Source organism: Pseudomonas sp. NBB (assembly GCF_032701105.1).
Taxonomy (GTDB): domain Bacteria; phylum Pseudomonadota; class Gammaproteobacteria; order Pseudomonadales; family Pseudomonadaceae; genus Aquipseudomonas; species Aquipseudomonas asiatica.
Genome location: NZ_CP103994.1, coordinates 2,568,899 through 2,594,523, shown reverse-complemented (window position 1 = coordinate 2,594,523; position 25,625 = coordinate 2,568,899). Strand labels below are relative to the sequence as shown.

At 58.2% G+C, this 25,625-nt stretch carries 19 protein-coding genes and 1 pseudogene; 9 read left to right on the top strand and 11 right to left on the bottom strand.

Annotated elements, in window-relative coordinates; genetic code table 11:
• Positions 1–3: 3 nt before the first annotated feature.
• The 5 genes from gabD (at position 4) to NY023_RS12015 (ending at position 6,888) form a co-directional block, all read left to right on the top strand.
• Positions 4–1,446 carry an NADP-dependent succinate-semialdehyde dehydrogenase gene (gene gabD, locus NY023_RS12035; protein ID WP_316927903.1) on the top strand — a complete coding sequence of 481 codons (1,443 nt, stop codon included), beginning with the start codon at positions 4–6 and terminating at the stop codon, positions 1,444–1,446.
• Between the two features lie 296 nt (positions 1,447–1,742).
• A complete protein-coding gene (locus tag NY023_RS12030) occupies positions 1,743–2,696 on the top strand; it encodes a LysR substrate-binding domain-containing protein (protein WP_013972252.1) in 954 nt (317 codons plus the stop codon).
• A gap of 113 nt (positions 2,697–2,809) precedes the next feature.
• The gene (locus tag NY023_RS12025) at positions 2,810–4,066 is read left to right on the top strand and encodes an aromatic ring-hydroxylating oxygenase subunit alpha (protein ID WP_044046975.1); all 1,257 of its coding nucleotides are present in this window, start codon (positions 2,810–2,812) and stop codon (positions 4,064–4,066) included.
• Positions 4,067–4,070: 4 nt separating this feature from the next.
• Positions 4,071–5,198: a hybrid-cluster NAD(P)-dependent oxidoreductase gene (locus tag NY023_RS12020; protein ID WP_013972250.1), complete on the top strand. Its 1,128-nt coding sequence runs from the start codon at positions 4,071–4,073 to the stop codon at positions 5,196–5,198.
• A gap of 73 nt (positions 5,199–5,271) precedes the next feature.
• Positions 5,272–6,888, top strand: a complete 1,617-nt coding sequence (locus NY023_RS12015) for a BCCT family transporter (RefSeq protein ID WP_080563768.1) — start codon at positions 5,272–5,274, stop codon at positions 6,886–6,888.
• Positions 6,889–7,404: 516 nt separating this feature from the next.
• Here the strand turns inward: NY023_RS12015 and fdhA are convergent.
• The 5 genes from fdhA to NY023_RS11990 form a co-directional block, all read right to left on the bottom strand.
• Positions 7,405–8,601, bottom strand: a complete 1,197-nt coding sequence (gene fdhA / locus NY023_RS12010) for a formaldehyde dehydrogenase, glutathione-independent (protein WP_044046974.1) — start codon at positions 8,599–8,601, stop codon at positions 7,405–7,407.
• A 29-nt stretch (positions 8,602–8,630) separates the two neighbouring features.
• The gene (dddP, locus tag NY023_RS12005) at positions 8,631–9,959 is read right to left on the bottom strand and encodes a dimethylsulfonioproprionate lyase DddP (RefSeq protein WP_013972247.1); all 1,329 of its coding nucleotides are present in this window, start codon (positions 9,957–9,959) and stop codon (positions 8,631–8,633) included.
• Positions 9,960–10,072: 113 nt separating this feature from the next.
• A complete protein-coding gene (proX, locus tag NY023_RS12000; RefSeq protein WP_044047238.1) occupies positions 10,073–11,101 on the bottom strand; it encodes a glycine betaine/L-proline ABC transporter substrate-binding protein ProX in 1,029 nt (342 codons plus the stop codon).
• A 55-nt stretch (positions 11,102–11,156) separates the two neighbouring features.
• Positions 11,157–12,110 (bottom strand): glycine betaine/L-proline ABC transporter permease ProW, encoded by a 954-nt coding sequence (gene proW, locus NY023_RS11995; protein WP_316927902.1) that lies wholly within the window; start codon positions 12,108–12,110, stop codon positions 11,157–11,159.
• 22 nt (positions 12,111–12,132) lie between these two features.
• Positions 12,133–13,293, bottom strand: coding sequence for a glycine betaine/L-proline ABC transporter ATP-binding protein (locus tag NY023_RS11990; RefSeq protein ID WP_013972245.1), 1,161 nt, complete (start codon positions 13,291–13,293; stop codon positions 12,133–12,135).
• 602 nt (positions 13,294–13,895) lie between these two features.
• Here NY023_RS11990 and istA point away from each other — a divergent pair.
• Together istA and istB are read left to right on the top strand one after the other, a co-directional pair.
• Positions 13,896–15,395, top strand: coding sequence for an IS21 family transposase (gene istA, locus NY023_RS11985; RefSeq protein WP_169725187.1), 1,500 nt, complete (start codon positions 13,896–13,898; stop codon positions 15,393–15,395).
• Positions 15,388–16,188, top strand: coding sequence for an IS21-like element helper ATPase IstB (istB, locus tag NY023_RS11980; protein ID WP_013970780.1), 801 nt, complete (start codon positions 15,388–15,390; stop codon positions 16,186–16,188). Before istA ends, istB begins: the two co-directional genes overlap by 8 nt.
• A 155-nt stretch (positions 16,189–16,343) precedes the next feature.
• Here the strand turns inward: istB and NY023_RS11975 are convergent.
• From NY023_RS11975 to NY023_RS11950, 6 genes and pseudogenes are all read right to left on the bottom strand, one after another.
• A pseudogene (locus tag NY023_RS11975) lies at positions 16,344–17,579 on the bottom strand (2-isopropylmalate synthase); the annotation flags it as partial.
• 241 nt (positions 17,580–17,820) lie between these two features.
• Positions 17,821–18,330 carry a GNAT family N-acetyltransferase gene (locus tag NY023_RS11970; RefSeq protein ID WP_013972242.1) on the bottom strand — a complete coding sequence of 170 codons (510 nt, stop codon included), beginning with the start codon at positions 18,328–18,330 and terminating at the stop codon, positions 17,821–17,823.
• Between the two features lie 91 nt (positions 18,331–18,421).
• Positions 18,422–20,860, bottom strand: coding sequence for a TonB-dependent siderophore receptor (locus NY023_RS11965; RefSeq protein WP_044046973.1), 2,439 nt, complete (start codon positions 20,858–20,860; stop codon positions 18,422–18,424).
• A 77-nt stretch (positions 20,861–20,937) separates the two neighbouring features.
• The gene (locus NY023_RS11960; protein ID WP_013972240.1) at positions 20,938–21,771 is read right to left on the bottom strand and encodes a FecR family protein; all 834 of its coding nucleotides are present in this window, start codon (positions 21,769–21,771) and stop codon (positions 20,938–20,940) included.
• Positions 21,768–22,292: an RNA polymerase sigma factor gene (locus tag NY023_RS11955; protein ID WP_013972239.1), complete on the bottom strand. Its 525-nt coding sequence runs from the start codon at positions 22,290–22,292 to the stop codon at positions 21,768–21,770. Before NY023_RS11955 ends, NY023_RS11960 begins: the two co-directional genes overlap by 4 nt.
• Before the next feature lie 93 nt (positions 22,293–22,385).
• A complete protein-coding gene (locus NY023_RS11950) occupies positions 22,386–22,772 on the bottom strand; it encodes a MerR family transcriptional regulator (RefSeq protein WP_023660557.1) in 387 nt (128 codons plus the stop codon).
• A 73-nt stretch (positions 22,773–22,845) separates the two neighbouring features.
• On the opposite strand from NY023_RS11950, the gene NY023_RS11945 reads away from it, so the two are divergent.
• Complete coding sequence (locus tag NY023_RS11945; RefSeq protein WP_013972237.1) at positions 22,846–23,946, top strand: SDR family oxidoreductase; 1,101 nt, start codon at positions 22,846–22,848, stop codon at positions 23,944–23,946.
• A 160-nt stretch (positions 23,947–24,106) separates the two neighbouring features.
• Positions 24,107–25,618, top strand: a complete 1,512-nt coding sequence (locus tag NY023_RS11940) for a sensor domain-containing diguanylate cyclase (RefSeq protein WP_013972236.1) — start codon at positions 24,107–24,109, stop codon at positions 25,616–25,618.
• Positions 25,619–25,625: the final 7 nt, after the last annotated feature.

Sequence of the window (25,625 nt, the reverse complement as noted above, 5' to 3'; positions counted from 1 at the left end):
ACCATGCAATTGAAAAATTCGTATCTGTTCCGCCAGCAAGCCTTCATCAACGGTGAGTGGCTGGATGCGGACAGCGGCCAGACCATCAATGTGACCAACCCGGCCACAGGTGAAGTCATCGGTACCGTGCCGAAGATGGGCACCGCGGAAACCCGCCGCGCCATCGAAGCCGCCGACAAGGCCCTGCCGGCCTGGCGCGCCCTGACCGCCAAGGAGCGCTCGGCCAAGCTGCGTCGCTGGTTCGAATTGATGATCGAGCACCAGGACGACCTGGCTCGCCTGATGACCACCGAACAAGGAAAGCCGCTGGCCGAAGCCAAGGGCGAAATCGCCTACGCCGCCTCGTTCATCGAGTGGTTCGCCGAAGAAGCCAAGCGCGTCTACGGTGATACCATCCCAGGTCACCAGCCAGACAAGCGCCTGATCGTCATCAAGCAGCCGATCGGCGTTACCGCGGCCATCACCCCGTGGAACTTCCCGGCCGCGATGATCACCCGCAAAGCCGGCCCGGCCCTGGCCGCTGGCTGCACCATGGTGCTCAAGCCTGCCTCGCAGACCCCGTACTCGGCATTGGCCCTGGTCGAGCTGGCCACCCGTGCCGGCATCCCGGCGGGTGTGCTGAGCGTGGTTACCGGCAGCGCTGGCGAAGTTGGCGGCGAACTAACCGGCAACTCCCTGGTACGCAAGCTGTCCTTCACCGGCTCGACCGAAATCGGTCGCCAGCTGATGGAAGAATGCGCCAAGGACATCAAGAAGGTTTCCCTGGAGCTGGGTGGCAACGCCCCGTTCATCGTGTTCGACGACGCCGACCTGGACAAGGCGGTCGAGGGCGCGATCATCTCCAAGTACCGCAACAACGGCCAGACCTGCGTCTGCGCCAACCGTATCTACGTGCAGGACGGTGTCTACGACGCGTTCGCCCAGAAGCTGGCCGCCGCTGTTGCCAAGCTGAAGATCGGTAATGGCCTGGAAGAAGGCACCACCACTGGCCCGCTGATCGACGGCAAGGCTGTCGCCAAGGTTCAGGAACACATCGAAGACGCCGTTGGCAAAGGCGCCAAGGTGCTGTCCGGTGGCAAGCTGATCGAAGGCAACTTCTTCGAGCCGACCATTCTGGTCGACGTGCCGAACACCGCTGCCGTGGCCAAGGAAGAGACCTTCGGCCCACTGGCGCCGCTGTTCCGCTTCAAAGACGAAGCCGAAGTCATCGCCATGTCCAACGACACCGAGTTCGGCCTGGCCTCGTACTTCTACGCCCGTGACATGAGCCGCGTGTTCCGTGTTGCCGAGGCCCTGGAATACGGCATGGTGGGTATCAACACCGGCCTGATCTCCAACGAAGTTGCGCCATTCGGCGGCATCAAGGCCTCGGGCCTGGGCCGCGAAGGCTCCAAGTACGGTATCGAGGACTACCTGGAAATCAAGTATCTGTGCCTGAGCATTTAGAGACCGAGCCTCGACCGATGGCCGCCTCACCGGTACCTATGCAGTTCAAATTGTGCACTTTCCCTGATGACTAGGGGTACGGACGGGCATTACCCGTCCGTTTTTTTTCGTATCACGTACTGACTCAACCAACGAGGCTCATTTTAAAACTCGAACCACCTGCTGCCAGATGAGGCGTACCTCAATTATGATCCTCCTAACGGTCGAAGCTGCGAAGCAACAGCTCAGGCATTGACAGGATGACTGCGCAACTGAGCGGTTCGTAAAGCAACCCTCGAAACAGAGAATTTATAAACATGAAGCCCACTGAGCCAGGCAATAAGCACAAAGGTTACCGGCGCATCATTCCATCGATGACCGCACTCCTGCAGTTCGAGTCCGTTGCACGCCTGAAGAGCTTCACTCAAGCCGCCAAGGAACTGGGAGTCACCCAAGCGGCGGTCAGCAAACAAATTAAACTGCTCGAAGAAAACCTGGGGGCGCAATTATTTCAACGCGCCTATCGAAATATCGAGCTCACTCATCATGGGCTGGCCTTATTTGCGGTGATCTCCGAGTCCTTGCAGAAAATTGCCACAGTCTTTGATGAGATCAACCAACGCGAGGGGAGCAAAGAGATTACGCTCGGCGCCACTGCCTCGTTTTCTCAGTTCCAGATCATGCCCAGGCTTGCAGCGCTGCATGAAACCATGCCAGAACTCAAGCTTCGCCTCACCACCCAAATGTTCACAGGCGATCTTCGTACGCAAGAGACAGACCTGGATGTACGCTATGGAAACGGTGAGTGGATAGATGGGCAAGCGATCTTTTTGTTCGACGAAGAAATCTTTCCGGTTTGCTCCCCTGCGTGGCTAGCCCGCAACCCGATGCCAACGTCCTTGGAGGAGCTAGCAAACTCAAGTTTGCTGGAGGCTGATTCCACGACAGAGGGATGGATGAACTGGCAGGGCTGGTTCAAAGAGTTGGGCTTGAATACCCACAAGCTGAATTTTGCGCTGCGCTGCAACCTGCACGCCAATGCCGTGCATGCCGCACTTCACGGTCACGGCATTGGCCTGGGCTGGGGGCGGGTGATCGAGCATCTATTGTCCACGGGGGAGCTCGTTCGCCTGGGCGCCTTCTCGGTTCGGCCCAAAGATGCCTACTACGTGATCATTCCTCACGGCCACAATGCAACCCCCGAAGACTGGGCGGTGATCCACTGGCTGCAGAATCGCGCACCTCTGTCCGCGCTGGCAGCAGCTTCATAACTTAAGGTAATGTCACTCGTAAAAATAAGCGCATTGACGGCTTTTTAGGCTACTCAGATAATCCTCGCACAAGCGTTACCAATACTTACAATAAGAGTGCCTGAGGATTTACCATGAGCATTTCGAGTTCTAAAACTCATCGCGAAGTTTTGTCTTCACGACAGCCCGGCTTTGGTATGCCCGGTGAAGTTTTCAGCCGACAGGACATCTTCGAAACAGACGTGGATGTATTCTTCAATAAACACTGGATTGTTGTGGCAGTCACTGCCGATGTTGAAGAGCCCGGCGATGTATTCACTACTGACATCGGAAAGGCCTCCGTCATCATATTGCGCGATGATGATGAGCAAATCCGTGCCTACCGCAATGTTTGCCGTCACCGCGGCGCCCGCCTCAAAGAACCAGGCAAGTCTACTGTTGGTATGCTGGTGTGCCCTTACCACCAGTGGACCTATGATTTGGATGGCAGCCTGAAACATGCAGCGCATATGGGGAAAAACTTTGACCCCAAATGCCGCAGCCTTATTCCAGTCCACTGCAAAGTTATCGGGACCCATGTCTTCGTTTGTTTGAGCGATAACCCACCTGAGGACATTGCCTATCAGGAAGAGGTGATGGGCGCACGCTTTGCCCCCTACGACCTGACCAATACCAAGATCGCGTACGAGCTGGATTACGTCGAGAATGGCAACTGGAAGTTGGTGATGGAGAATAACCGTGAGTGCTATCACTGCCACGGTACGCACCCTGAACTGCTGGTCTCCTATCAATCCGAGGATCTGGGTGTCAGCCTTGAAGAGATGAGCGAAGAACAGCGCGCCTCCTACGACGCCTATCAGATTCGCAAAGCAGGAAGAGAAGCAGACTGGGCGAACGATGGCCATCTCTACGAAACGGTCGAACACCTGGATGACGATGCTGCCACTCAGTTCCGCACTCAGCGCATGATCATTGCCGGTAGCGGCGAATCCCAGACCCTTGACACCAAAGTCGCCTGCACCAAGCTGCTCGGCAACTTGAAACGCAAAGATCTTGGCGATACGCACCTGTGGGGCAACAATGCTTGGGCCCATGTCATGAGCGACCACGCCATGATCAGCTGGATCATCCCGCTCTCGCCGGACCGCACCCTTGTTCGCACCAAATGGCTGGTTCACAAGGACGCCGTAGAGGGTGTCGATTACGACCTGCAACGTCTGACCGAGGTTTGGGTAGCCACCACCAAGCAAGACGCCGACCTTGTTGCGATCACCCATAGCGGTACTCAGGATCCCGCCTACATTCCTGGCCCCTACTCCGAGTTCACCGAGCCCTACGTGGATCAGTTCCTGCGCTGGTACAGCGCACGTCTCCAGGCACACGGAGTTTAAGGTGATGACCATGTTCGAAAATATTGCCAGCCTGCGTGCAGACCAACGTTTCTCGGACACTGACCATTGGGCCGCCCACGGCGCTCAATGGGTCAGCGGAGACAGCAAACGCATCGAGTGCTTGAGCGTCGAGGCTGAAACTCACGACGTTAAGACCTTCACGTTCCACTCCACCGACTACCATGCCCTCGCCTACGAGCCAGGGCAGTTTCTCACCGTATCACCAGTGATCAACGGAGAGAGTGTATCGCGCTGCTACACGCTCTCGTCGACCCCGACACGTCCATTCACGTTCTCGATCACGGTCAAGAGAGTACCTGGCGGCATCGTTTCCAACTGGCTGCATGACAATCTCCATGCCGGAGATGCACTGCTTGCATCTGGCCCAGCGGGGATTTTCACCCCTGTTGCCGGGCCTGCTAAAAAGCTTCTGTATCTCTCTGCGGGCTCCGGCATCACGCCGCTGATGGCGATGACGCGTGCTGCTGCAGACCTTCACGCCGATCTGGACATTGTTTTCGTTCACAGCGCGCGCACGCCTAAAGACATCATTTTCCGTCAGGAGCTTGCACACCTTGAGCGGACCATGCCCAAGATGCGCACCTTGTTCTTCTGTGAAAGCGTGGGCGACGAACCGGAGTGGACGGGAACGGTAGGTCGCTTTTCGATCGAGCAACTCGAGAAAGAGATTCCTGATTTCCAAGAGCGCTCCGTTTTCACCTGCGGCCCAAAGGGCTACATGGATGCGGTCAAGGGGTTGTTGGGTGGCGCTGGTTTCGACCTGCTTCGCTACCATCAGGAGAGTTTTGACATTTCTGCGGAGGTGGTGCTCGAACCGCTGCCGTCGACTGAACCCGGGCAGGCCCAGGACACGTTTACAGTCCGCATGGCACGCTCCGGCAAGACCTTCACCATGACTGCCGATCAAACCGTGCTCAGTGCGGCCAAAAAGGCGGGAGCCGTTGTTCCCTCATCTTGCAGCCAAGGTGTCTGTGGCACCTGCAAAACGGCGCTGCTCGAAGGCAGCGTGGATATGAGCCACAACGGAGGCATTCGGCAACGTGAAATCGACAAGGGTTTGCGTCTGCTGTGCTGCAGCCGCCCCACCTCCGATCTGGTGATCGATCTCTGACAAAAAGGCGCCCTAGGGCGCCTTTCTGGCCTTCCCTATCCGGCCATTAATACAATAAAACGGAACAAAGCCGATGCGTGCCAAAAATGGCCTTTTCAAAGGCCTCAGCCCTGTGGTGACCATTGGGTCACTCTTGATTGTTACTGCTTTCGTCATCCTCTGCACCTCACAAGGCGAACGTGCTGCCGGTGTATTCAAACACGCCTCCGACGTCATCTTGAGCAACCTCAAATGGTTCTATATCGGCTCTGTCAGCGGCGTACTCTGCCTCCTGCTTTTTCTGGCCCTCAGCCGTCACGGCCATATCAAGCTGGGTCGCCCAGACGAAAAGCCTGAGTTTAGCTTTGCTGCATGGATCTCCATGTTGTTCAGCGCTGGCATGGGTGTGGGACTCATCTTTTGGTCCGTTGCAGAGCCCGTGCTGCACTATGCGGGCAACCCCTTTTCGCCAGGCCTTACCAATGAGTCCGCGAGCATGGCGATGCGTATCACACTCTTCCATTGGGGGCTGCACCCTTGGGCGATCTTCACCATCATTGCGCTGGGACTGGCCTACTTCGCTTACCGTGAAGGATTGCCGCTGGCGTTAAGATCGGTGCTCTACCCCTTGATCGGCAAGCGTATCTACGGACCGATTGGCCATACCGTCGATATCATCGGTGCGGCCGTAACGGCTTTTGGTGTTTCACAGTCCTTGGGCATGGGGGTTGAGCAGATCAATACCGGCCTGAACCAGGTATTCGGTGTTCCCGTGAGCCTGTCGTTCAAACTGGGCATCATTGCAGTGGTCACCGTGATTGCCTCACTTTCGCTCGTTGCTGGCGTATCACGGGGGATGAAGCGGCTATCGACGACCAACATGTTCATATCGTTCGGCCTGATGCTGGTCGTGCTCGCGCTGGGGCCAACCAACTACATCATGAACCTGATGCTTGAGGCGACAGGCGATTACGCCCAGAACATCATCGGACTGAGCCTATGGACCGACACCCAGAACGACAGTGGCTGGCAAAACAGTTGGACCGCTTTCTACCTGCCATGGTGGATGACCTGGGGGCCTTTCGTGGGATTGTTCATTGCTCGCATCTCGCGTGGCCGAACTGTCCGCGAACTGGTTTTTGGTGCTTTGTTGGTGCCTACGTTGGTCACCATTTTGTGGATGGCAGTTTTTGGCGGCACTGCGTTGAAAGATGAGCAAAATACCCGTCAGGCCTACCGTAGCTTGCCGGTGGCCGAGCAAACTGAAGTTGGCCCGTTTACGGGCGGACCGATTCTTGAGGCCACACGCAAGGAAACCACATCCGCGATGTTTACCCTGCTTGAGCGCCTGGGAGGTCACACACTCGGCGGCGCGCTGAGTATCATCGTGTGCTTGCTTCTGGCAGTGCATTTCGTGACGGCTGCCGATGCCGGCACTCAAGTCATGTGCATGCTTAACGCGGTCGGCGGGGTCAGCCCGCCAAATTGGTTGAGAGTGCTGTGGTGTGCATTGGAAGGTGCAATTGCGGCGAGCCTGATTATCGCCGGTGGACTCACCGCGATTCAGCTCGCAAGTATCGTCGTGGGACTACCGATTGCCATCTACATGGCCTTGGCAAGCTATTCGTTGCTACGAACGCTGCGCAAGAATGATGGGCTGTCTGCTGCCACATCCGCAGCGGCCCACGCACGTGTTGCAACACCTTCCTGAGACGCCGTAGTGTCACTGCCGGCGGGTCTCTTTCGAGACTCTCCGGCCAGGATTACAGCTGGATAGTTTGCCGCCCTCTCCACCCCTTCGTATCTTGTAATCCAACACCCCAGCAATCAGTTCGCGCCCCCTGTTTAAGAGCAGAGTCGGTCGTCTGTAACGCTTGAACCATCGCCGGTATCGACATCCCATCTGGCCCAGCGTTTTGACCCTCACATTCCCATTGCCCTGGTAATAACCAGATCGACGCGTCGTGGTGATCGTTAACACCCAGCACAGATACGCACCAGGGCGCTGCACTGATCTCGATACAGAAGAACCAATGGCGGTATTGGGGGTTGATTTGAAGGGTGCTGAAGCAGCACATGAGATAACTTGAGAACGTAGTTCGCAGTTCGTGACGGCGCTGACTGCAAGTTGAGTAACCGCTGACCGAGGTTGATCAGCGGTTAACCTTCATTCCCCCGACACTGGATTGATGCCCAAGGCTTTTTGACAAGATGGGCATCACGTGAGTCAGGAGAAGGTGCGGTGTGGATCGATCACGAATTTCTTCGGTACGCCTGCATCGAATTCACCGTAGCCATTAGGCGCCTGGTCCAGGCTGATCACCTGTACACCCACGATTTCAGCAATGTTGATGCGGTCCCACATGATGGCCTGCATCAACTGACGGTTGTACTTCATCACAGGTGTCTGGCCCGTGTGGAAACTGTGCGACTTGGCCCAGCCCAAACCGAAGCGGATGCTCAGCGCACCGATCTTGGCGGCAGCATCATGGGCGCCCGGGTCTTCAGTCACATAAAGGCCTGGGATGCCGATTTTCCCGGCAACACGGGTCACTTGCATCAACGAATTGAGCACGGTGGCCGGGGCCTCCTGCTTGGCGCCTTCATGGCCATGGCCACGCGCCTCGAAACCAACAGCGTCCACCGCGCAATCGACTTCTGGTTCGCCCAAGATGTCGATGATCTGCTCATGCAACGGGGTGTCTTTGGACAGGTCAACCACTTCGAAGCCTTGCGCCTTGGCGTGAGCCAGGCGAGCTGGGTTCAGGTCACCCACGATCACACAGGCTGCGCCCAGCAGACGTGCAGAAGCAGCGGCAGCCAGGCCAACGGGGCCGGCACCGGCGACGTAAACAGTGCTGCCAGGGCCAACACCAGCCGTAACTGCCCCGTGATAGCCGGTTGGTAGAATGTCGGACAAGCACGTCAAGTCCCGGATTTTCTCCATGGCTTTGTCGCGATTCGGCAACTTCAGCAGGTTGAAATCTGCATACGGGACCAGGACGTATTCGGCCTGACCACCTGTCCAGTCACCCATGTCGACATAGCCATAGGCCCCGCCGGCGCGAGCCGGGTTGACTGTAAGGCAGACACCCGTGTGCATTTCTTTGCAGGACCGGCAGCGACCACAGGCGACGTTGAAGGGGACTGACACCAGATCGCCGATCTGCAGATGCTCGACATCCCGCCCCTTCTCGATGACTTCACCGGTGATCTCGTGGCCCAGTACCAGGCCCACCTGAGCAGTGGTGCGACCACGGACCATGTGTTGGTCAGAGCCGCAAATATTGGTGGAGACCACCTTGAGGATCACCCCGTGCTCGATTTTCTTGCCGCGCGGGTCCTGCATTTTCGGGTAGTCAATGTGTTGCACCTCGACCTTACCTGCACCCAGGTACACCACACCTCTGTTATTTGCACTCATGTACTACCTCTCTTTATGACAAAACAGCTTCACTTCAAAAATCGATCTTCAAATGGATAGCGTGTGAGCACCTCACAGCCGTCATCCGTGACCAACAACTGGTTTTCAAGCTTGATCCCGTCTCGCCCACCTACTTCACCGACGTAAGCCTCCACGCATAGCGTCATGCCCGGTTCGAGAACACCTTCATAACCGTACGCATCGACGTCCTCGGGATAACGAATGCATGGGTATTCGTCGCACAGGCCGACACCGTGGAACATCACCCCGTAGCGTTGCGCCCGGCATGATTCGGGCAAACGGTGCCCAAGCCTGGTCAAGTCAGTGAAACCGACACCCGGGCGGACGAGGTCGGTGTTGTAGCGAATGTGCTCGTGGGCGATCTGATACAACCGCTTCTGTTCTGCTGTAGGCGCCAGATCCCCGCAGATCCAGCTACGCGACATGTCTACGCACATGCCATAAGCGCCGATCAGATCGGTGTCGAAGGACAACAGATCACCTTCACTCAAGACCCGCGGACCTGACTCCTGGTACCACGGATTTGTGCGCGGCCCGGAGCTTAGGATGCGCGTCTCGATCCACTCGCCGCCGCGACGAATATTGCCGGCGTGCAACGCCGCCCAGATGTCATTCTCAGTGGCACCTGCATGCATGGCCGCGCGCATTTCGCTGATAGAGGCCTCGCAGGAGGCGACGGCGCAGCGCATGGCCTTGATCTCGTCAGGCCCTTTGATTACGCGCGCATACTCAGTGACTTCCTGGCCGCTGCAGACCTGTACCCCCAAGGCATCGAGGGCTCGCAGGCCCGCGACCTCAATGCGGTCGATAGCCAGTCGACGGTTAGTGCCGCCGTGCGTACGCAGTAGCTCATCTATCTCCCCGGCAAAACGCTTTGCGTGCTCATCCGTACGACCACCCGTTTCAAAGTAGAAGAAGGAGGCGCCGCTACGCAGTTCATTTATCAGCGGCAGATGTGCAGAAAGGTGATCACAGCCATGGAAATCCCACAGCACCACGTGCCCACCCGCCGAGACAAAACAAGCCCTCGCTGGATTGTGCGCCGTCCACAACTGCATGTTCGTGGTATCTGTGGCATAGCGAATATTGAGCGGATCGAACAACAGAATGCCGGCAAGGTCCCGAACTTGGAGTTGCTGGACCAGGCGTCCCAAACGGTACTCACGCATCGTCGGAAGATGCGGCGCATCCAGCGACAATGCAGCCCACTCGGCGAAGGCAAGTGGCGTAGGGCCAATTTCAGTGCGGTCGTTGTTCGCCAGAGAGCCATCCGGGCGGTAGCGGGTGGGATCGATACGCCGGTTGCTGGCAGGGATGGAAAATGGGGTGCTCACCATAGTTCAAGGTCGTCCCGATGTGCTTGTTATGCATTCACCTACACACCAGACCCGCTACTGCCGTGGCTATTTACGCGAGGCGAAGCGGGTTGGTGCCGGAGCCCATGATCTTGTTAGTTACTGGCTTGGGTAGCAGCAGCTCGCGCCGCTTGCAGCCAACCATCAAATTCCTGCCGGTGAGCTGCAATCCAATCTTTGGTATGGCGTTGAATGTCTGCCATGGATTTTTCACCCTGCTGCATCTTCAGATTCTGCGCACTTTCGTCAGCAGCCGGGATTTGCATGAGGGAGAGAAACTTCATCGCTGCCGGATTTTTCTCCGCGAAATTGCGGTTTACCAAGGCCTGCACCTTGTCCAGAGCGAACCCGAGATTTTTGCCTTCGTAGACAGTATCAACGGTGTTATCGCCGCCCGGCAGATCGGTTCTGGGGACCTGCAGCCAAACGACATCTCGCCCTTCGACCAGCACGCCAGCCACCCACTGCGGAACCCACGTGTAGTAGAGCACCGGCTTGCCTTCCTTGAATCGAGAGATCGTGTCGGCCATCAGCGCGAAGTACGACCCCTGGTTCACATGGACAGTGCTTTCGAGATCATAAGCCTTCATTTGGTGAGCAATGACAAGCTCGCACCCCCAACCTGGATTGCAGCCGGTCATGTCAGCCTTGCCATCGCCATCCGCATCGAAAAGCTTGGCAATTTCCGGTTTCTTCAGGTCGGTGATGTACTTGATGTTGTACTGATCAGCTGTCTTTTTATCGATCAGGTAGCCCTGTAGAATACCAGGCAGGATGTTGCCAACTTTGATCATGTTGGCGTCGCCACCGGCCTTCTCGTAGAACGCAGCATGCAACTTGTCCCACGCGTTCACGGTGAAGTCGGCATCTCCAAAACCCACCGCGAGCACCATGGTGGCGTACTCGGTTTCCTTTGGCTGCTGAACCTTGTAGCCAAGCTCGCGCAGGCCCTCCACAGCAACTTCGCCGCGGAAACGTTCCTCATCGACAGTGGGGAACGCCGGCGTAATCTTTACCCCCTCCCCCGGCTTGTCAGCAGAGGCGTTGGCCCCCAAGCACAGCAAGCTCAGTGCTACGGCGCAGGTGCTCTGCAAGAAGTAGCGGGAAATTTTAGACTCGAACATCTTCGCGTACCTTTTTGGGATTGTTGGTTGGACTGCGGCAGATAGAACGGGTAGCTCAGGCGGCCTCACGCCGCCCTCGTGATGGGTCTGCTTTAAACAAACGAAGGACAATGCCTGTCGGCCCGGTGTGGTACCAGCGCAGGCTCGGGTCGGCGCTGGTGCGCGCACCCATGGCTTGGGTCAGGCGGTCGAGGAAGATCGCCAGCAGCACCAGGCCGACGCCGCCGACGGTCGCCAGGCCCATGTCCAGGCGGCCGATGCCGCGCAGCACCATCTGGCCCAGACCGCCTACCGAAATCATCGAGGCGATCACCACCATCGACAGGGACAGCATCAGGGTCTGGTTGAGGCCGGCCATGATGGTCGAGGTGGCCAGCGGCAGCTGCACACGGGTCAACATCTGACGCGGGGTGCAGCCGAAGGCGCGGGCGGCTTCGATCTTGTCTTCCGGTACCTGGCGGATGCCCAGGTTGGTCAGGCGCACCAGCGGCGGCAGCGCGAACACGATGGTCACCAGTACGCCCGGAACGTTACCGATACCGAACAGCATTACCACCGGTACCAGGTAGACGAACGCCGGCAGGGTCTGCATGGCATCGAGCAAGGGCCGGATGATGCTTTCCAGGCGGTTGCTGCGGGCGCAGACAATGCCCAGCGGGATGCCGATCACCGCGCAGAAGAACACCGAGGTCAGCACCAGTGCCAGGGTGGTCATCGACTCGGCCCAGACCCCGATCAGGCCAAGCAAGGTCAGGGTAATGAAGCACAGCAGCGCCATGCGCTTGCCCGCCAACTGCCAGCCCAGCAGCGATGACAGGAGGATGCCGATGGTGGGCGGAATGCTTTGCAGGGTGAACTCGATGCCGTTGAGCACCTGGTCGATCGGCCAGCGAATGGCGCGAAACACCTCGCGGAAGTTGTGCACGAGGAAGTTGAGGGTGGCGGTGACCCAGTCGCCCAGCGGGATGGTGGCCGCCTGGAACGGGTCGAGAAGGCTGAATTCGGACATGAGGGCTTACCTCTTCTTGTACTTAGTGGCGGCTCAGGGTCTGCAGCAGTTCGTTCTTCGACAGCGTGCCTTTTAAGGCGCCCTCGCGGTCGAGTACCGGCACCGGGTACGGCAGGTCGGCCGCGATACCCAGCACCTCGTGCAGCGGCGTGTCGATGTACACCGGCTGCTGCTCGTGCAGGCTGTAGCGTTCGCTGACGCTGGCACCGTTGGCATCGGTGTCGACCACACCGAGCAACTGCCCGCGGTCGTCGACCAGGTAGCCGAATGGCACACCGGCCTGGAAGCTCGGGGCCTTGCCGTTGACCTTGCACACCACCGCCGGGTCGAACCTGGCCACATCGCCGGCCTTGAGCACCCGCGAGCTGTCGTAGCTCTTGAAGAAGGTACGCACGTAATCGTTGGCCGGCTGGTTGATCAGCTCCTGCGGGGTGCCGATCTGCACCACGCGCCCGCCCTCCATGATGGCGATGCGGTGACCGATGCGGATGGCTTCTTCGATGTCGTGGGAAATGAAGATGATGGTGCGCTGCTGCTCGGCCTGCAGGCGCATCAGCTCACCCTGCATCTCATGGCGAATCAGCGGGTCGAGGGCGGAAAACGCCTCGTCCATCAGCAGGATCGTCGGGTCGTTGGCCAGTGCCCGGGCCAGGCCCACGCGCTGCTGCATGCCGCCAGACAGCTGGTGCGGGTAGCTGTGCTCGTGGCCGGCCAGGCCTACCTGGCTCAGGGCTTCACGGGCACGGCTGTGGCGTTCGGCTTCCGCCACGCCGGCAATTTCCAGGCCGAAGGCGGTGTTTTCCAGCACGCTCATGTGCGGCATCAGGGCGAAGGACTGGAACACCATGCCCATCTCCTTGCGGCGCACATCGAGCAGGGCTTTGTCGGAAAGCCCGGTGATTTCCTTGCCGTTGAGGTGGATGCTGCCGGAGGTGGGTTCGATCAGGCGGTTGAACAGCCGCACCATGGTCGATTTGCCCGAACCGGACAGGCCCATGATGACGAAGATCTCGCCACGCTTGACGGAAAAGCTGGCATCGAACACGCCAACCACATGGCCGGTCTTGCTGAAGATTTCGTTCTTGTCGGCCCCCTTGCGGAGCATCTCCATGGCCATGTCGGGGTTGGGCCCGAAAACCTTGAAGATGTTTTTTACCGAAAGAATCTCATCGGCGTGACTCATACGACCCTCGTTATTATATTTATGTGCGATTTGGAAGAAAGCGAGATGAGGCTCAATGCCCCTACTTTAACCCCGGCGGGGGTTAACGCATCGGACAGACCGGTCAATTTGTATAACGAATAGGCAGCGACGACCAGCCCCATGAAAAGAGGTAATACCATGCCCACTTAAAGTTATGCGCATGCTATCAATCATTGCACGATGGGCAACGCGCTCGACACACAGTGTCGCCTTCCTAGTCAGCACCATCCTGGCGAAAATCAGAGGTCACCACGCGGCCTGGACGCCTTCGCGCTCGATAGCAGCCTTGAGCCAAGAGACGCTGGAATCTTCCATGATGCGTCCCGTACATTATGTTTTTGCAGAATAAACAATGGGATATTGGATCATTAAGGCTACCGCAACGACTTGCAACTTAGCCTGCTTAGACCCACCCTCCAGCCCAACAGCATTCAATCTTCGTTTCCAAACCAAATAAACAGAACGCTGTTGCCGCTGACCGAAAACTGACCCAGTTTCGCCCGTTGTGCTGACTGAAAACTGACCCAGGTGTTCCACTGCACCTGCTCAATTTTTGAGCAGGAGAACACAGGGTGATCAGCATGGAAATGATGGGCAAAATTCGGCGGATGTATTTCCGCGACAAGCTGTCGTTGCATGAGATAGCCAAGCGCACCGGACTGTCGCGCAACACCATCCGAAAATGGGTCAGAGCGCCGGAGTCCAAACAGCCGGTTTATCAGCGTCGAGCCGTGTTCAACAAGCTCAGTCCCTTTCACGAGATGTTGGAGCAAGCGCTGCGGGCTGATGCCTTAAGGGCCAAGCAACATCGTCGCAGTGCCAAGGCGCTGCTGGCCATGATCCGCGCTGAAGGCTATGACGGCGGCTACAGCCAGCTCACTGCCTTCGTTCGTCATTGGCGCGGAGAGCAAGGCAAGGCGGTACGGGCATTTGTGCCGTTGGCATTCGCCTTGGGCGAGGCCTTCCAGTTCGATTGGAGCGAGGAAGGCCTGCTGGTTGGCGGTGTTTTCAGGCGCGTCCAGGTCGCGCACATGAAGCTATGTGCCAGCCGAGCTTTCTGGCTAGTGGCCTATCCCAGCCAAGGGCATGAAATGCTGTTCGATGCCCATACCCGCTCATTCGCCGCCTTAGGTGGCGTGCCGCGTCGCGGCATCTACGACAACATGAAAACTGCGGTCGACAAGGTCTCCAAGGGTAAAGGCCGCACGGTCAATGCTCGCTTCATGGTGATGTGCTCGCACTACCTGTTCGACCCGGACTTCTGCAACGTAGCGTCCGGCTGGGAAAAAGGTATCGTCGAAAAGAATGTCCAAGACAGTCGGCGCCGCATCTGGCTGTCCGCCCGCGACAATACTTTCCATAGCTTCGAAGAGTTGAATGCCTGGCTTGCCCAGCGCTGCCGGGCTCTCTGGCATGAGCTGATTCATCCGCAGTACAACGGCCTTACCGTCGCAGAAGTCTTGGAATTGGAGCGCGTCGAAATGATGCCGATGCCGACGCCTTTCGACGGATATGTAGAACGCACGGTTCGCGTTTCCAGCACCTGTCTGATCAACGTGGCTCGCAACCGCTATTCAGTACCCTGTGAGCGTGTTGGCCAGTGGGTCAGCAGTCGGCTCTATCCCTCGCGAATCGTCGTGATTGCCGATGAGGGTGTGATTGCTAGCCATGAGCGCCTGTTTGATCGCGATCAGGTCAGCTACGACTGGCAACACTACATCCCCCTCATTGAACGCAAACCGGGGGCCCTACGCAATGGTGCCCCGTTTGCCGATCTGCCTAAGCCACTACGCCTGCTCAGGCGCGGGCTGCTGCGGAATCTACAGGGTGACCGGGTTATGACCCAGGTCTTGGCCGCCGTGCCCATCGCTGGCCTGGATGCTGTTCTCGTAGCGGTTGAGCTGGTTTTGGAGTCTGGCAGCCTGAGCGCTGACCACATCCTCAACATCGTGGCCCGTCTGACCGCTCGTGAAGCACCACCCTCGGTCGAAACCAACCTGCAACTGAACGTTACCCCTGTTGCCAATACCGCACGCTATGACCGGTTGCGCAGCACGGATGAGGAGGTGCGCAATGCGTGATCTCACAGAGGAACTCAAAGACTTACGCCTGCACGGCATGGCCGATGCCTGGGCAGAGCTGGCCGCACAAGGCGAATCTTCCACTGCGTCATCGAAATGGCTGATCGAGCATCTCCTTGATCAAGAGCACGCCGACCGAGCAGTACGCTCGGTGCATCATCAGATGAGCATGGCGAAACTGCCCATGCACCGTGACCTGGCTGGCTTCGACTTCGGTGTATCCAGCGCCGATGTCCGATTGATCAGGGAACTGTCCACTCTGGCCTTCACCGACACAGCGCAAAATGTGGTGTTCATCGGTGGCCCTGGCACCGGTAAAACGCACCTCGCTACTGCCTTGGCAGTGGCCGGCATCACCCAACATAACAAGCGTGTGCGTTTTCACTCCACAGTCGATCTGGTCAACCTGCTGGAGCGTGAAAAACATGAGGGCAAGACAGGGCGTATCGCCCGAGGACTACTGCGTGCAGATCTGGTAATCCTTGATGAGCTTGGCTACCTACCTTTCAGTCAGAGCGGCGGAGCCCTGCTGTTCCACCTGCTTTCGAAGCTTTACGAGCACACCAGCGTGATCATCACCACCAACCTCAGCTTCGCCGAGTGGTCGAGCGTATTTGGCGACGCCAAGATGACCACGGCCTTGCTCGACCGATTGACACACCACTGCCACATCGTCGAGACGGGGAATGAATCATACCGCCTGCAAAACAGCACCTTGGTGGCCAAGACCAAGATCCAGGCGAGGGAGCGCAGACGGCAGGATGTCGAGGAATCGGAGGACGACCCGTTTTGACCTCTTTGGGCTGGCCTTGCTGAGTGCAGGGTCAGCACTTTCACGACGCTGTCGACTGCTAGGCTTATCCACAATTGCCGGGGTCTAAATCGGCAAGCAGCCCTGGGTCATTTTTCAATCGGCAGGGTGGGTCAGTTTTCAATCAGCGCCGACAGCACCAGGCCGCTGAACTCCATCTGTAACCGGCGCGGCAGGACGATACCCTGCTGCTCCAGGAGATAGGCCACACCACCCTTGCCCGACTGGCTGTTGACCCGGATGACTGCCTCGTAGCTGCGCCCCATGTCGGCCGGGTCGATCGGCAGGTACGGCACCTCCCAGAAACCGTCGGGGTTTTTCCGCCGTTGGGCGAAGCCCTTCTTGATTGCGTCCTGGTGAGAGCCGGAAAATGCCGTGAACACCAGCTCTCCCGCATAGGGATGACGTGGATGGGTCGGCAACTGGTTGCAGAACTCGACCTCACGCTGGACATGGATGATGTCAGAGAAATCCAGCTCCGGGCTGATGCCACTGGTGTAGAGGTTCATGGCCAAGGTCAGGATATCGACATTACCGGTGCGCTCACCATTGCCGAACAAGGTGCCCTCGACCCGCTCGGCGCCTGCCAGGCAGGCCTGCTCGGCGGTAGACACACCTGTGCCACGGTCATTGTGCGGGTGGATACTGATGATCACGCTATCGCGCTTGCGTACGTGGCGGCAGAACCATTCGATCTGGTCGGCGAACACGTTGGCGGTCGAAACTTCCACGGTGGTAGGCAGGTTCAGGATCATCTTGTTGGTGGGAGACGGTTCGAATACGTCGATCACCGCTTCGCAAATTTCCAGGCCAAAATCGAGCTCGGTGAAGCAGAAGGTTTCTGGTGAATACTGGTAAGTCCACTGCGTCTGCGGATTGGCCTGCATCAGCGCCTTGATCTCCCGGGTAGCCTGCGTGGCGATGCCGATGCAACCTGCGCGATCCACGCCGAACACCACATCACGAAATACGGGAGCCGTTGCGTTGTACACATGAACGATGGCCCGTGGCGCCCCCTTGAGCGCTTCGAAGGTACGCTCGATCAAGTGTGTACGGGCCTGTGTCATGACCTGGATAGTCACATCTTCGGGGATCCGACCGCTCTCGATCAATTCACGCACATAGTCGAAATCGGTTTGCGATGCTGCCGGGAAGCCAACCTCGATCTGCTTGAAACCGACCTTCACCAAAAGGTCGAAGAATCGACGCTTGCGTTCGGCGTTCATCGGCTCGATCAGTGCCTGATTACCGTCTCGCATGTCGACGCTGCACCAGGTGGGAGCGACCTTCTGGACCTGATTGGGCCACTGGCGGTCTGGCAGGTCGACTGTGGCGAAGTGGCGATATTTGATTGATGGATCCTTGAGCATCATGGCGGCTTTCTCCTGGGCCTGTGTAACACCTTGTACTTGCCCGTGATGGACAAGCCCAAGCATTGGATCCAATTTACACAGAACCTGGCTTACCTCGATTGCGTTATTCAGCATCAATTCGGGAACTGGCGAAAATTTATTGCTATAAATAATGAAAAAATGGAATTTTATATCGAAAAATGAAAATAGTCAGCCACATCCGAAATCTGTCAAAAACGAATGCGGCTTCAGAACAAAGGGCTTATTGGCTTGCCTCCACCACCTCCTCCTGCTTGAAAATACGGAAACCTCGCGCCTGATAATTTCGAAGCGCGGCAGGATGGTCGAAGGTGCAGGTATGTACCCACACCCGCTCTGTACCGCTCCACTCCCACGCTGCTCGAACAGCGTGACTCAGGAGCGCTCCGCCGAAACCACAACCCAGGAATTGAGGTGCCAGCCCGAAGTAGCGTATCTCTGCGTTACTGCCATCGGGGCGATAGAGCTCGTAATAGCCGGCTATCGCACCACGGTAATAGGCAACCCAGGTACGGTGGCAATCCTGTTCGACGAGTGCCTGCCAGTCAGAAATCCCCCAGGTGTCAAGATCGCCCCACTCCCAAGGTGTGCCTACCAGCTTGTACAGAAACTGATTGAATTCCGCCTGAGGCACTTCACATTCAATGATCTGGAGTTCGTGAGGCTGTGGTTTTTCCTTCAGCTCGGATGCCGAGACCATTTCCAGATAATAAGTGGTGCAAGACCGTTCCATCGTAGACTCCCTACCCTACAGGCCAGCTATTGGTGTGAAACATGACAATGACCACCGGGGCCGACATCGAGCCCGGTGGTTTTTCACTACCTTACCAATTGTGCGTGTAACTGGCAGTCAATACCGTGCCGGGTGCCGGCAGGTGGCTGGTGTTGTTGTTATTGCGCAGCAACTGGCTGTAGAGCGGGTAGTAGTCGCGGTTGAACAGGTTCTGGATGCCGACGCTCACCTTGTCGTCTGCGGAGATCTGGTACTGGCTGACCAGGTCGACTGTCGTATAACTGCTAACCTGATGTCGACCAAAGCTGTCCACCCCATCGAGCCTGTAGTCCTTGGCATCGAAGAACGTGGCTTGCAAGCGGTTGCTCCAATCCAGGGTCGGCTTGTATTGCACGTAGGCGGTCAGCTTCAGCGGCGGAACGCGATAGCCTGTCATGTCTTGCCAGTCTTTACCGTCCGGTTTTTCTCGTCCGCGCATCCAGGTCGCACTCCCCCCTGCGCCCCACACAGCATCGTCCGACAGCCAATCGGCACTGGCTTCAGCACCGTAGATGCGCTCCTTGGTGCGGGTCAGAATCAGGCCGTTGTTGAAACTTTGTACATCCCCCAGTTTGGAGGTGGTGTAGAACAGCGCCAGGGTGCCGAGTGTGTTGCTGCCCAGGTCTCCTCGCCAGCCAAGCTCATAGTTGTTGGTCTTGACCGGCTCCAGGTTCGATGCGCCGATGTCGAAGCCACGGCGCGCATTGCGCAGCTGGATGCCCACGTCGGGCAACTGGAAGCCCTGGCTGAAGGAGGCGTAGATTTCCTGGCCAAGTACCGGCGAGTAGACGATGCCCAGGTTCGACAGCACCGCATCGTAATCAATGTCGCCACCCTTCACCGCCACCGGGGAGGCAGCCGTGGATTCGGACAACGGAACGAAGTCATCGAATTCGGCGGTGGAGTATTCGTAGCGCAGGCCGCCGTCGACCGACCAATGCTCATCGAAGCGATGCTGCAGCTGGGCGAAGGCACCGGCGCTTCGCGTCCTCAGCGGGGGCATGTACGTGAGCTTGCCAGTCTTGTCGAAAACCAGGCCGCCACTGGCGTCATAAGCCGCCGGGTCGAAGACATCGAGCGGCATGTCGCTGCGCTCCTGGTTATAGTCACCACCCCACACCAGTTCGGTACTGCCGCTGTCGCCAATCGGCGTGCGCAGGGTCAGGCGGCTTCCGAAGACTTCGCTGTTTTGCATGATCTGGTCAACATTGCCGCCGCGGGTAGCAACGGCACGGGCATCGAACGGGGTGAAGCGTGTGAAGTAGTCCCGGTAGTACATCTGGGCAGAAAGCCGGCTCCCGAGGATGTCGAGATTTTCATACTCCAGGTTCACCAGCGTGTTGCGAATGCGGTTCTGCTCGTCAAGATCCAGGCCCTTGATCGTATTGGCCGGCACAGAGCCAGCAGGGAGTTTCGCGACGCTTGGGTCGGTAGCGTAATCGGTGTCCTGGCGGGCATCGTAGTGGCTGACTGCAAGCTGCACTCGCTGGTTCTCGTCAATGTGCAGCCCCAGCTTGCCGCCAATGTTGTAGATGTTCGAATCGAACAGGTCGCCTTGGCTTGGCTCCGGGGCGATCCGGTCACCGTGCGCATCATACGAGGCACCGATATGGCGGGTACCGAAGTCGAACGAGTAGTCCACCGCACCCTGAGAGCCCGCGAAATATTGCTGGAACTGCCCCCCCAGGCCATCGCTGCCAAGGCGGGTCAGCGGCGACGTCGCGCTCAGGCTGGTTTCGGCGCGGTTTTCACCACCCGCGGGCCGTGTGGTAATGGAGATGATGCCCCCCGTGGCGCCGCTGCCGTAGATGGCGCTGCTGCCACGAATGACTTCGACCCGTTCGATCAGTGCCGGGTCGATGTTGGCCAGGTTGCGCGAGGAGTCGCGGTTGGTATTGAGCGGCACCCCGTCGACCATGACCAGCATGCTGCGCCCGCGCAGGGTCTGGCCATACTCGGTGACGGTGCGGCTGGAGTCGGACATGCCGGGAACCGCCTTGGCCAGTACCGTAGCCAGGCTCTCTGACCCCTGGCGCAGCTCCTGCAGTTGTTCATGCTCGAGAATGGTGGATTGCCGCGTCGCGGAAACCAGGCTGCTGCTGGTGCGCGAGGCGGTGATTTCCATCTGGGCCATTTCCACGGGTCCGCTCTGGATTCCAGCACTTGATGCAGGGGTACCCTGCGCGACAATGACGAACGTGCGCTCATCCTTGGCCTGTACCTGCAAGCCACTGTCCTTTAGCAGTGTTTGAAGTGCTTCCTCGGGTGTGAACCGCCCCTTCACCGCAGGCGCGTTTCGGCCTGCACCAAGATCGCTGGCGAAGATGATCTGTACCGAAGATTGCTGTGCGAGTGCGTTGATGGCATCGCCCAGCGGTGCGGCGGGGAGATCCACGTTCACCTTTTCCCGGCCCTGGGCCGACATTGCGATGAGCAGGCTACTGGCAAGCAATGACAGGCGTAGCTGGCGACTGCGGAGGGGAAAATGCACTTCTCGAGTTCCTTTTTGTGGTTGGGCTTTTTCAGTAGCCGCCATGGGGATCGAGAAACCCTACCTGCGCCTGAGAATTATTTTCTTGTCGGTTTGCGTTGAATCCGGACACTGCCGTCCCCTACCTGCAGCACGGCGACAGGCAGAATGCTGGGGAGCAGATCCAGTAGCAGGTCGACATTGCGCGCTTCGAACACCCCCGTCACCTTGAGTGCGGCCAGGCTTGGGTCGCTCAGCTCGATGGGGGCCTTGCGATAGTGGCGCAACAACGACACCGCTTCATCCAGCGGCGTCTGCTCGAACACGATGCGATCATCTTTCCATGCCATCGCCTTGGAGGCGTCAGCCTTTGCAACCGGCATCAGTTGCCCGCCAATCGAGTCGACCTGTTGCCCTGGCGTCAGGGTGACAGGCGCCTGTGCTGCAGCAGCGGTGACGTCCACGCGCCCACGGGCCAGGGTCACACGCACCGCGTCGTTATCCAGCCGGCGGACATTGAACAGCGTACCGAGCACCTCGACTTTCGCGATGCCAGCGGACACTACGAAGGGGCGGTACACGGCCGAGGACACATCGAAAAGCACCTGCCCTGCGCGCAGGTCGACTTCGCGGCTGAGCAGACGCCAACTGATATCGACATGCGTGCCACTGTCGAGCAGCAGCTTGCTTCCATCGCTCAGCAGCACAGCGCGCCGCTCACCAATGGCGGTAGAGAAACGCTCGCTCTTGTAGGCTGGGTTCAGCCACGCCAGGGCCGCAAAGGCGATCGCAACCGCTAGTGTGATACCGGCCGACTTCACCGCTTTGGAGGGCGCTGACCTGGACGGCGGCATGGGGAACAGCTGCTTGAGCTCTTCACGATGTCGCCCCAGTGCCTCGTCCAATGGCACCTGTTCGGGCTGCTTGGTCATGGATGCACCTCATCGCGCCCAAGCCGTTGCCTGCACGCCGCCAACCCCAGGCGCAGATGCTTTTCCACAGTCTTGAGGGAAATACCGAGGCGCGCAGCGACTTCTGCCTGGGGGATTTCGTGAATCTTGTGCATGACGAAAACAGCCTGGCAGCGTGGTGGGAGATCAGCGATAGCGTTGACGAGCAGTTGAAACTCGCGCGCGCTGTCATACCTGGTCACCGGGGTGGCTGCCGGGCAGGCCACCTCTGGCAGCTCGGAAATTGCCTCTACCCAGGCGCCTCGGCGCCGATCGCTACGATAGCGGCTCACGGCGGTGTCGTGGGAGATTTTTCGTAGCAGGGCCAGTGGGGTTCTGACGTCTTCTTTCTCACCGCGCTCAAGCAACTGCACACACACGTCATGCACTACATCGCGCGCCATGCTTCTGTCGCCGAAGCGTCGGCGAATGTGGTCCACCAGCTCGTCATAGTGACGGACCAATGTAGACAGCAGCGACGGTTTGGCGGGATCGAACGACACGATGCATCCTGGATAAGAGGTAGGCCTCGAAAACAAGACACAAGTGTAAATGAGAAATAATTGCGAATAAACAAGCTACAGCATCGAGCCATGCTAAACCGAGAGAGGGCGAGGAATGGTCAGACCGTTGGCAATGGCACTGGCTTCCAGCTTTGCACGCTCCGCATCCAGAAAGACATAGGCGGCTTGCAGCGTGTTGATCTTCGCTTGAATTTCAGCCATCTTGCCGGCTACCAACATCGCGCCTTGGGCGCAATCGATCGTGTTACCGCGCTTGGCCGCAAGGATGTCGCCAATCTCGGCGAGCGAAAAACCGCCGCTCTGGGCACTTTGAATAAAGGCCAGGTCAACAACGGTCTGGTCGCTGTAGCTGCGGTAATTGTTGGCTTGGCGATGGGCCACGATAAGCCCGAGTTGCTCGTAATAACGCAGTGTATGGCGGCCCACCCCACTCCGGCGCTCCAACTCTCCGACATTCACGATAAAAATTCCTTGACTGTAGAGTAGGCTCTACACCTTAGCCTGCGCCGATCATCCAGACAAGGATTCAGATATGAGCGTGGAATGCTTCGTCACTGGCGGCAGTGGGTTTGTGGGTCAACATCTGCTGGCCCATCTTACCGCGACAGGGCACAAGACCTGGGTGCTCATGCGCAACCCTGCAAACATCGAACGCCTCAAAGAGCAGGTAGGCCAGCTGGGAGGTAATCCCGCGTATTTAAACGCAGTTGAAGGAGACATCAGCAGGGATGGGCTTGGACTCAGCGAAGCAGACAGGCAATGCGTAACTTCGGCCGCGGTGGTCTTTCACCTCGCGGCGCAGTTTACCTGGGGCCTTACAATGGAACAGGCCCGCGCAGTCAACGTACAAGGGGCGCTGAGGGTCGCCAGGCTTGCGGCGAGCCAGCGTATCCGCTTGCTAATGGCTGGCGGTTATATGCTGCAGAACCTTACTCATCTTGCAAGTATCGGGGTTGATACCGCGCACCCTGAAAACACCAATTGGCCTGCAGTATACGGCCGTGTCGGGGGCTACGAAGGCAGCAAGCTGGAGTCCCATTTCGCAGTCATCCGTTACATGCAGGAGGTAGGCGCAGATTACTCGATCGTTCATCCTGCTACCGTATGTGGTCACAGCGAGAGTGGGCATATCCCTGAAGGTCAACCTCTGGTGGACCTCATCAGAAACCTGGCACTGGGCCGGTTCAAGGCTGTCCCCGGTTCCGCCAGCCACTGGTTGCCGCTGGTCAGCGTTGATTACCTGGTAAAGATGGTGACCTGCGTGGCGTTCGACCCATCAATGGTCAACCGGCAGGTCCTGGCGCTGTATGAGCACACGCCGAACCTGCAGGGTATGCTTGAGCAAATGGCACAAACGCTGGATATAGAGCCCCCCCGCCGCCATGTACCCATAGGGTTGCTGAAGTGGCTGTTGGCGATTCCAGGACTGGCCAACCGATTATCGATCAGCGCGGAGTCACTGAACTTCATCCAGACGCAGCGGTTCGACATGAACGACAGCCAGCAACTGGAACGAAAGTATCAGTTGGCCCATCCCGACATGACGCGAACTTTGGAAAAGACGGTGCGCTACGTTGAGGGCTACTTGCCCAATCGTCATGTTCATACTTCTGCATATCCTGCCGGCAGATAACAAACGGGTTCTGACAGAACGCGTGATTCTGTCGAACATTCCAGCAACTTCGGTGTTATATTGTTGCACATGAACCGATTGGTTACTTTCTGACCGTCTGGTTAGCTAAAGCGTGTCGACGTTCAACTTGGTCTTTAGGGAAAAAGGCGTGTGAATTGACGTGAAGCGTGACATCCACCTCGTTGTACTACTGCTATCGGTCATCGGTTGTTCTCTCGCCTCGCTAACGCTGTGGAAGGTCATGGCTTCTCGCGAGCGTGCCCTGGAAGACGTCAATGTCCATGGCCTTAACCTGACCCAGGCATTGTCCACCTATTCGGAAGGTATTGTCCGTCAGAGCTCAATGCTGCTGCTCGGGCTGGTCGAGCGCCTGGAAACCGAGGGCTCGGGACCTGCGCAGATCGAGCGGCTGGATCAACTGGTCAAGCGCCAGCAACCATTGATGCCGCCAATGAGCGGTATCATGATCTACGCCAGGGACGGACGCTGGCTGATGTCGTCCAACCAGCCGACCCCCGTCGGTGCCAACAGCAGCGACCGCGCCTTTTTCATACACCATCGTGACGACCCGTCCCGCGACCCTTTCATCGGCCTGCCAATCCGTAGCCGCGTCAACCAGGAATGGGTGATCACCATCAGCCGGCGGTTCAACGATGACCACGGCGAATTCGCCGGCGTTGTCGCCATGACGCTTGGCGTGGAGAACTTCCTGCAGCTATTCGGCAAACTCGATGTCGGCCATGAGGGTGCCATCGGGCTGGCCTATACCGACGGTTCCATGCTGGTGCGCTACCCGTTTCGGGAACAGGACATGGGTCGCAACTTTTCGAAGTCGCCCATATTTACCAAGTATCTCGTCGACCAGTCAGCAGGCACTGCATCGTTCACCTCCAGCCTGGACGGCGTGGAGCGCCTCTATGCGTTTCGCAAGAGCGACAAGCTACCTTTGGTGACAACGGTCGCGCTGGGCAAGCAGGAGGCACTCTCGGCCTGGCGGCTCGAAGCGCTGCTGTCAACGCTGGTGGTCGCTGTGCTGCTGGCACTGACCGGGGCCATTGGCTGGCTGTTGATTCGCGCCATGAGCCGGCGAAATGCGGTCGAAAGCGAGCTTCGACTGACCCAGCAACGGCTACTCGACAGCAACCAGCAGCTCGAGAGCCTGGCGATGCACGATGCGCTCACGGGGCTTGCCAACCGGCGCTGCTTTGACGAAGCGCTGACTCAGGAAATCCGCACGGCCCATCGCAATGGCACCACGCTTGCTTTGCTGATGATCGACATCGATCATTTCAAACCCTACAACGACACCTACGGGCATCCGGCGGGCGATGCCTGCCTGCAGCAGATTGCCTCCCTGCTCTCCTCCTGCATTCGCCGCCCTCGCGACCTGCTGGCACGCTACGGGGGTGAGGAAATGGCGGTAATCCTGCCCGATACCGACAACGATGGAGCGGCCGTCGTCGCCAGGCTGATGCTCGAGCGCCTGGCCTTGCAAGCCATCCCTCACAACGGCAGCCCATTCGGACACATAACCGCCAGTATCGGCATCGCCTGCTCCGAAGGTACGGCCCTGGACAGCGCGCCATCACTGATTGAGCGCGCCGACCGGGCGCTCTATATCGCCAAGCAGGCCGGCCGCAATCGCCTCCATGTCGACCGGGCGAAGACATAAAGCCAAA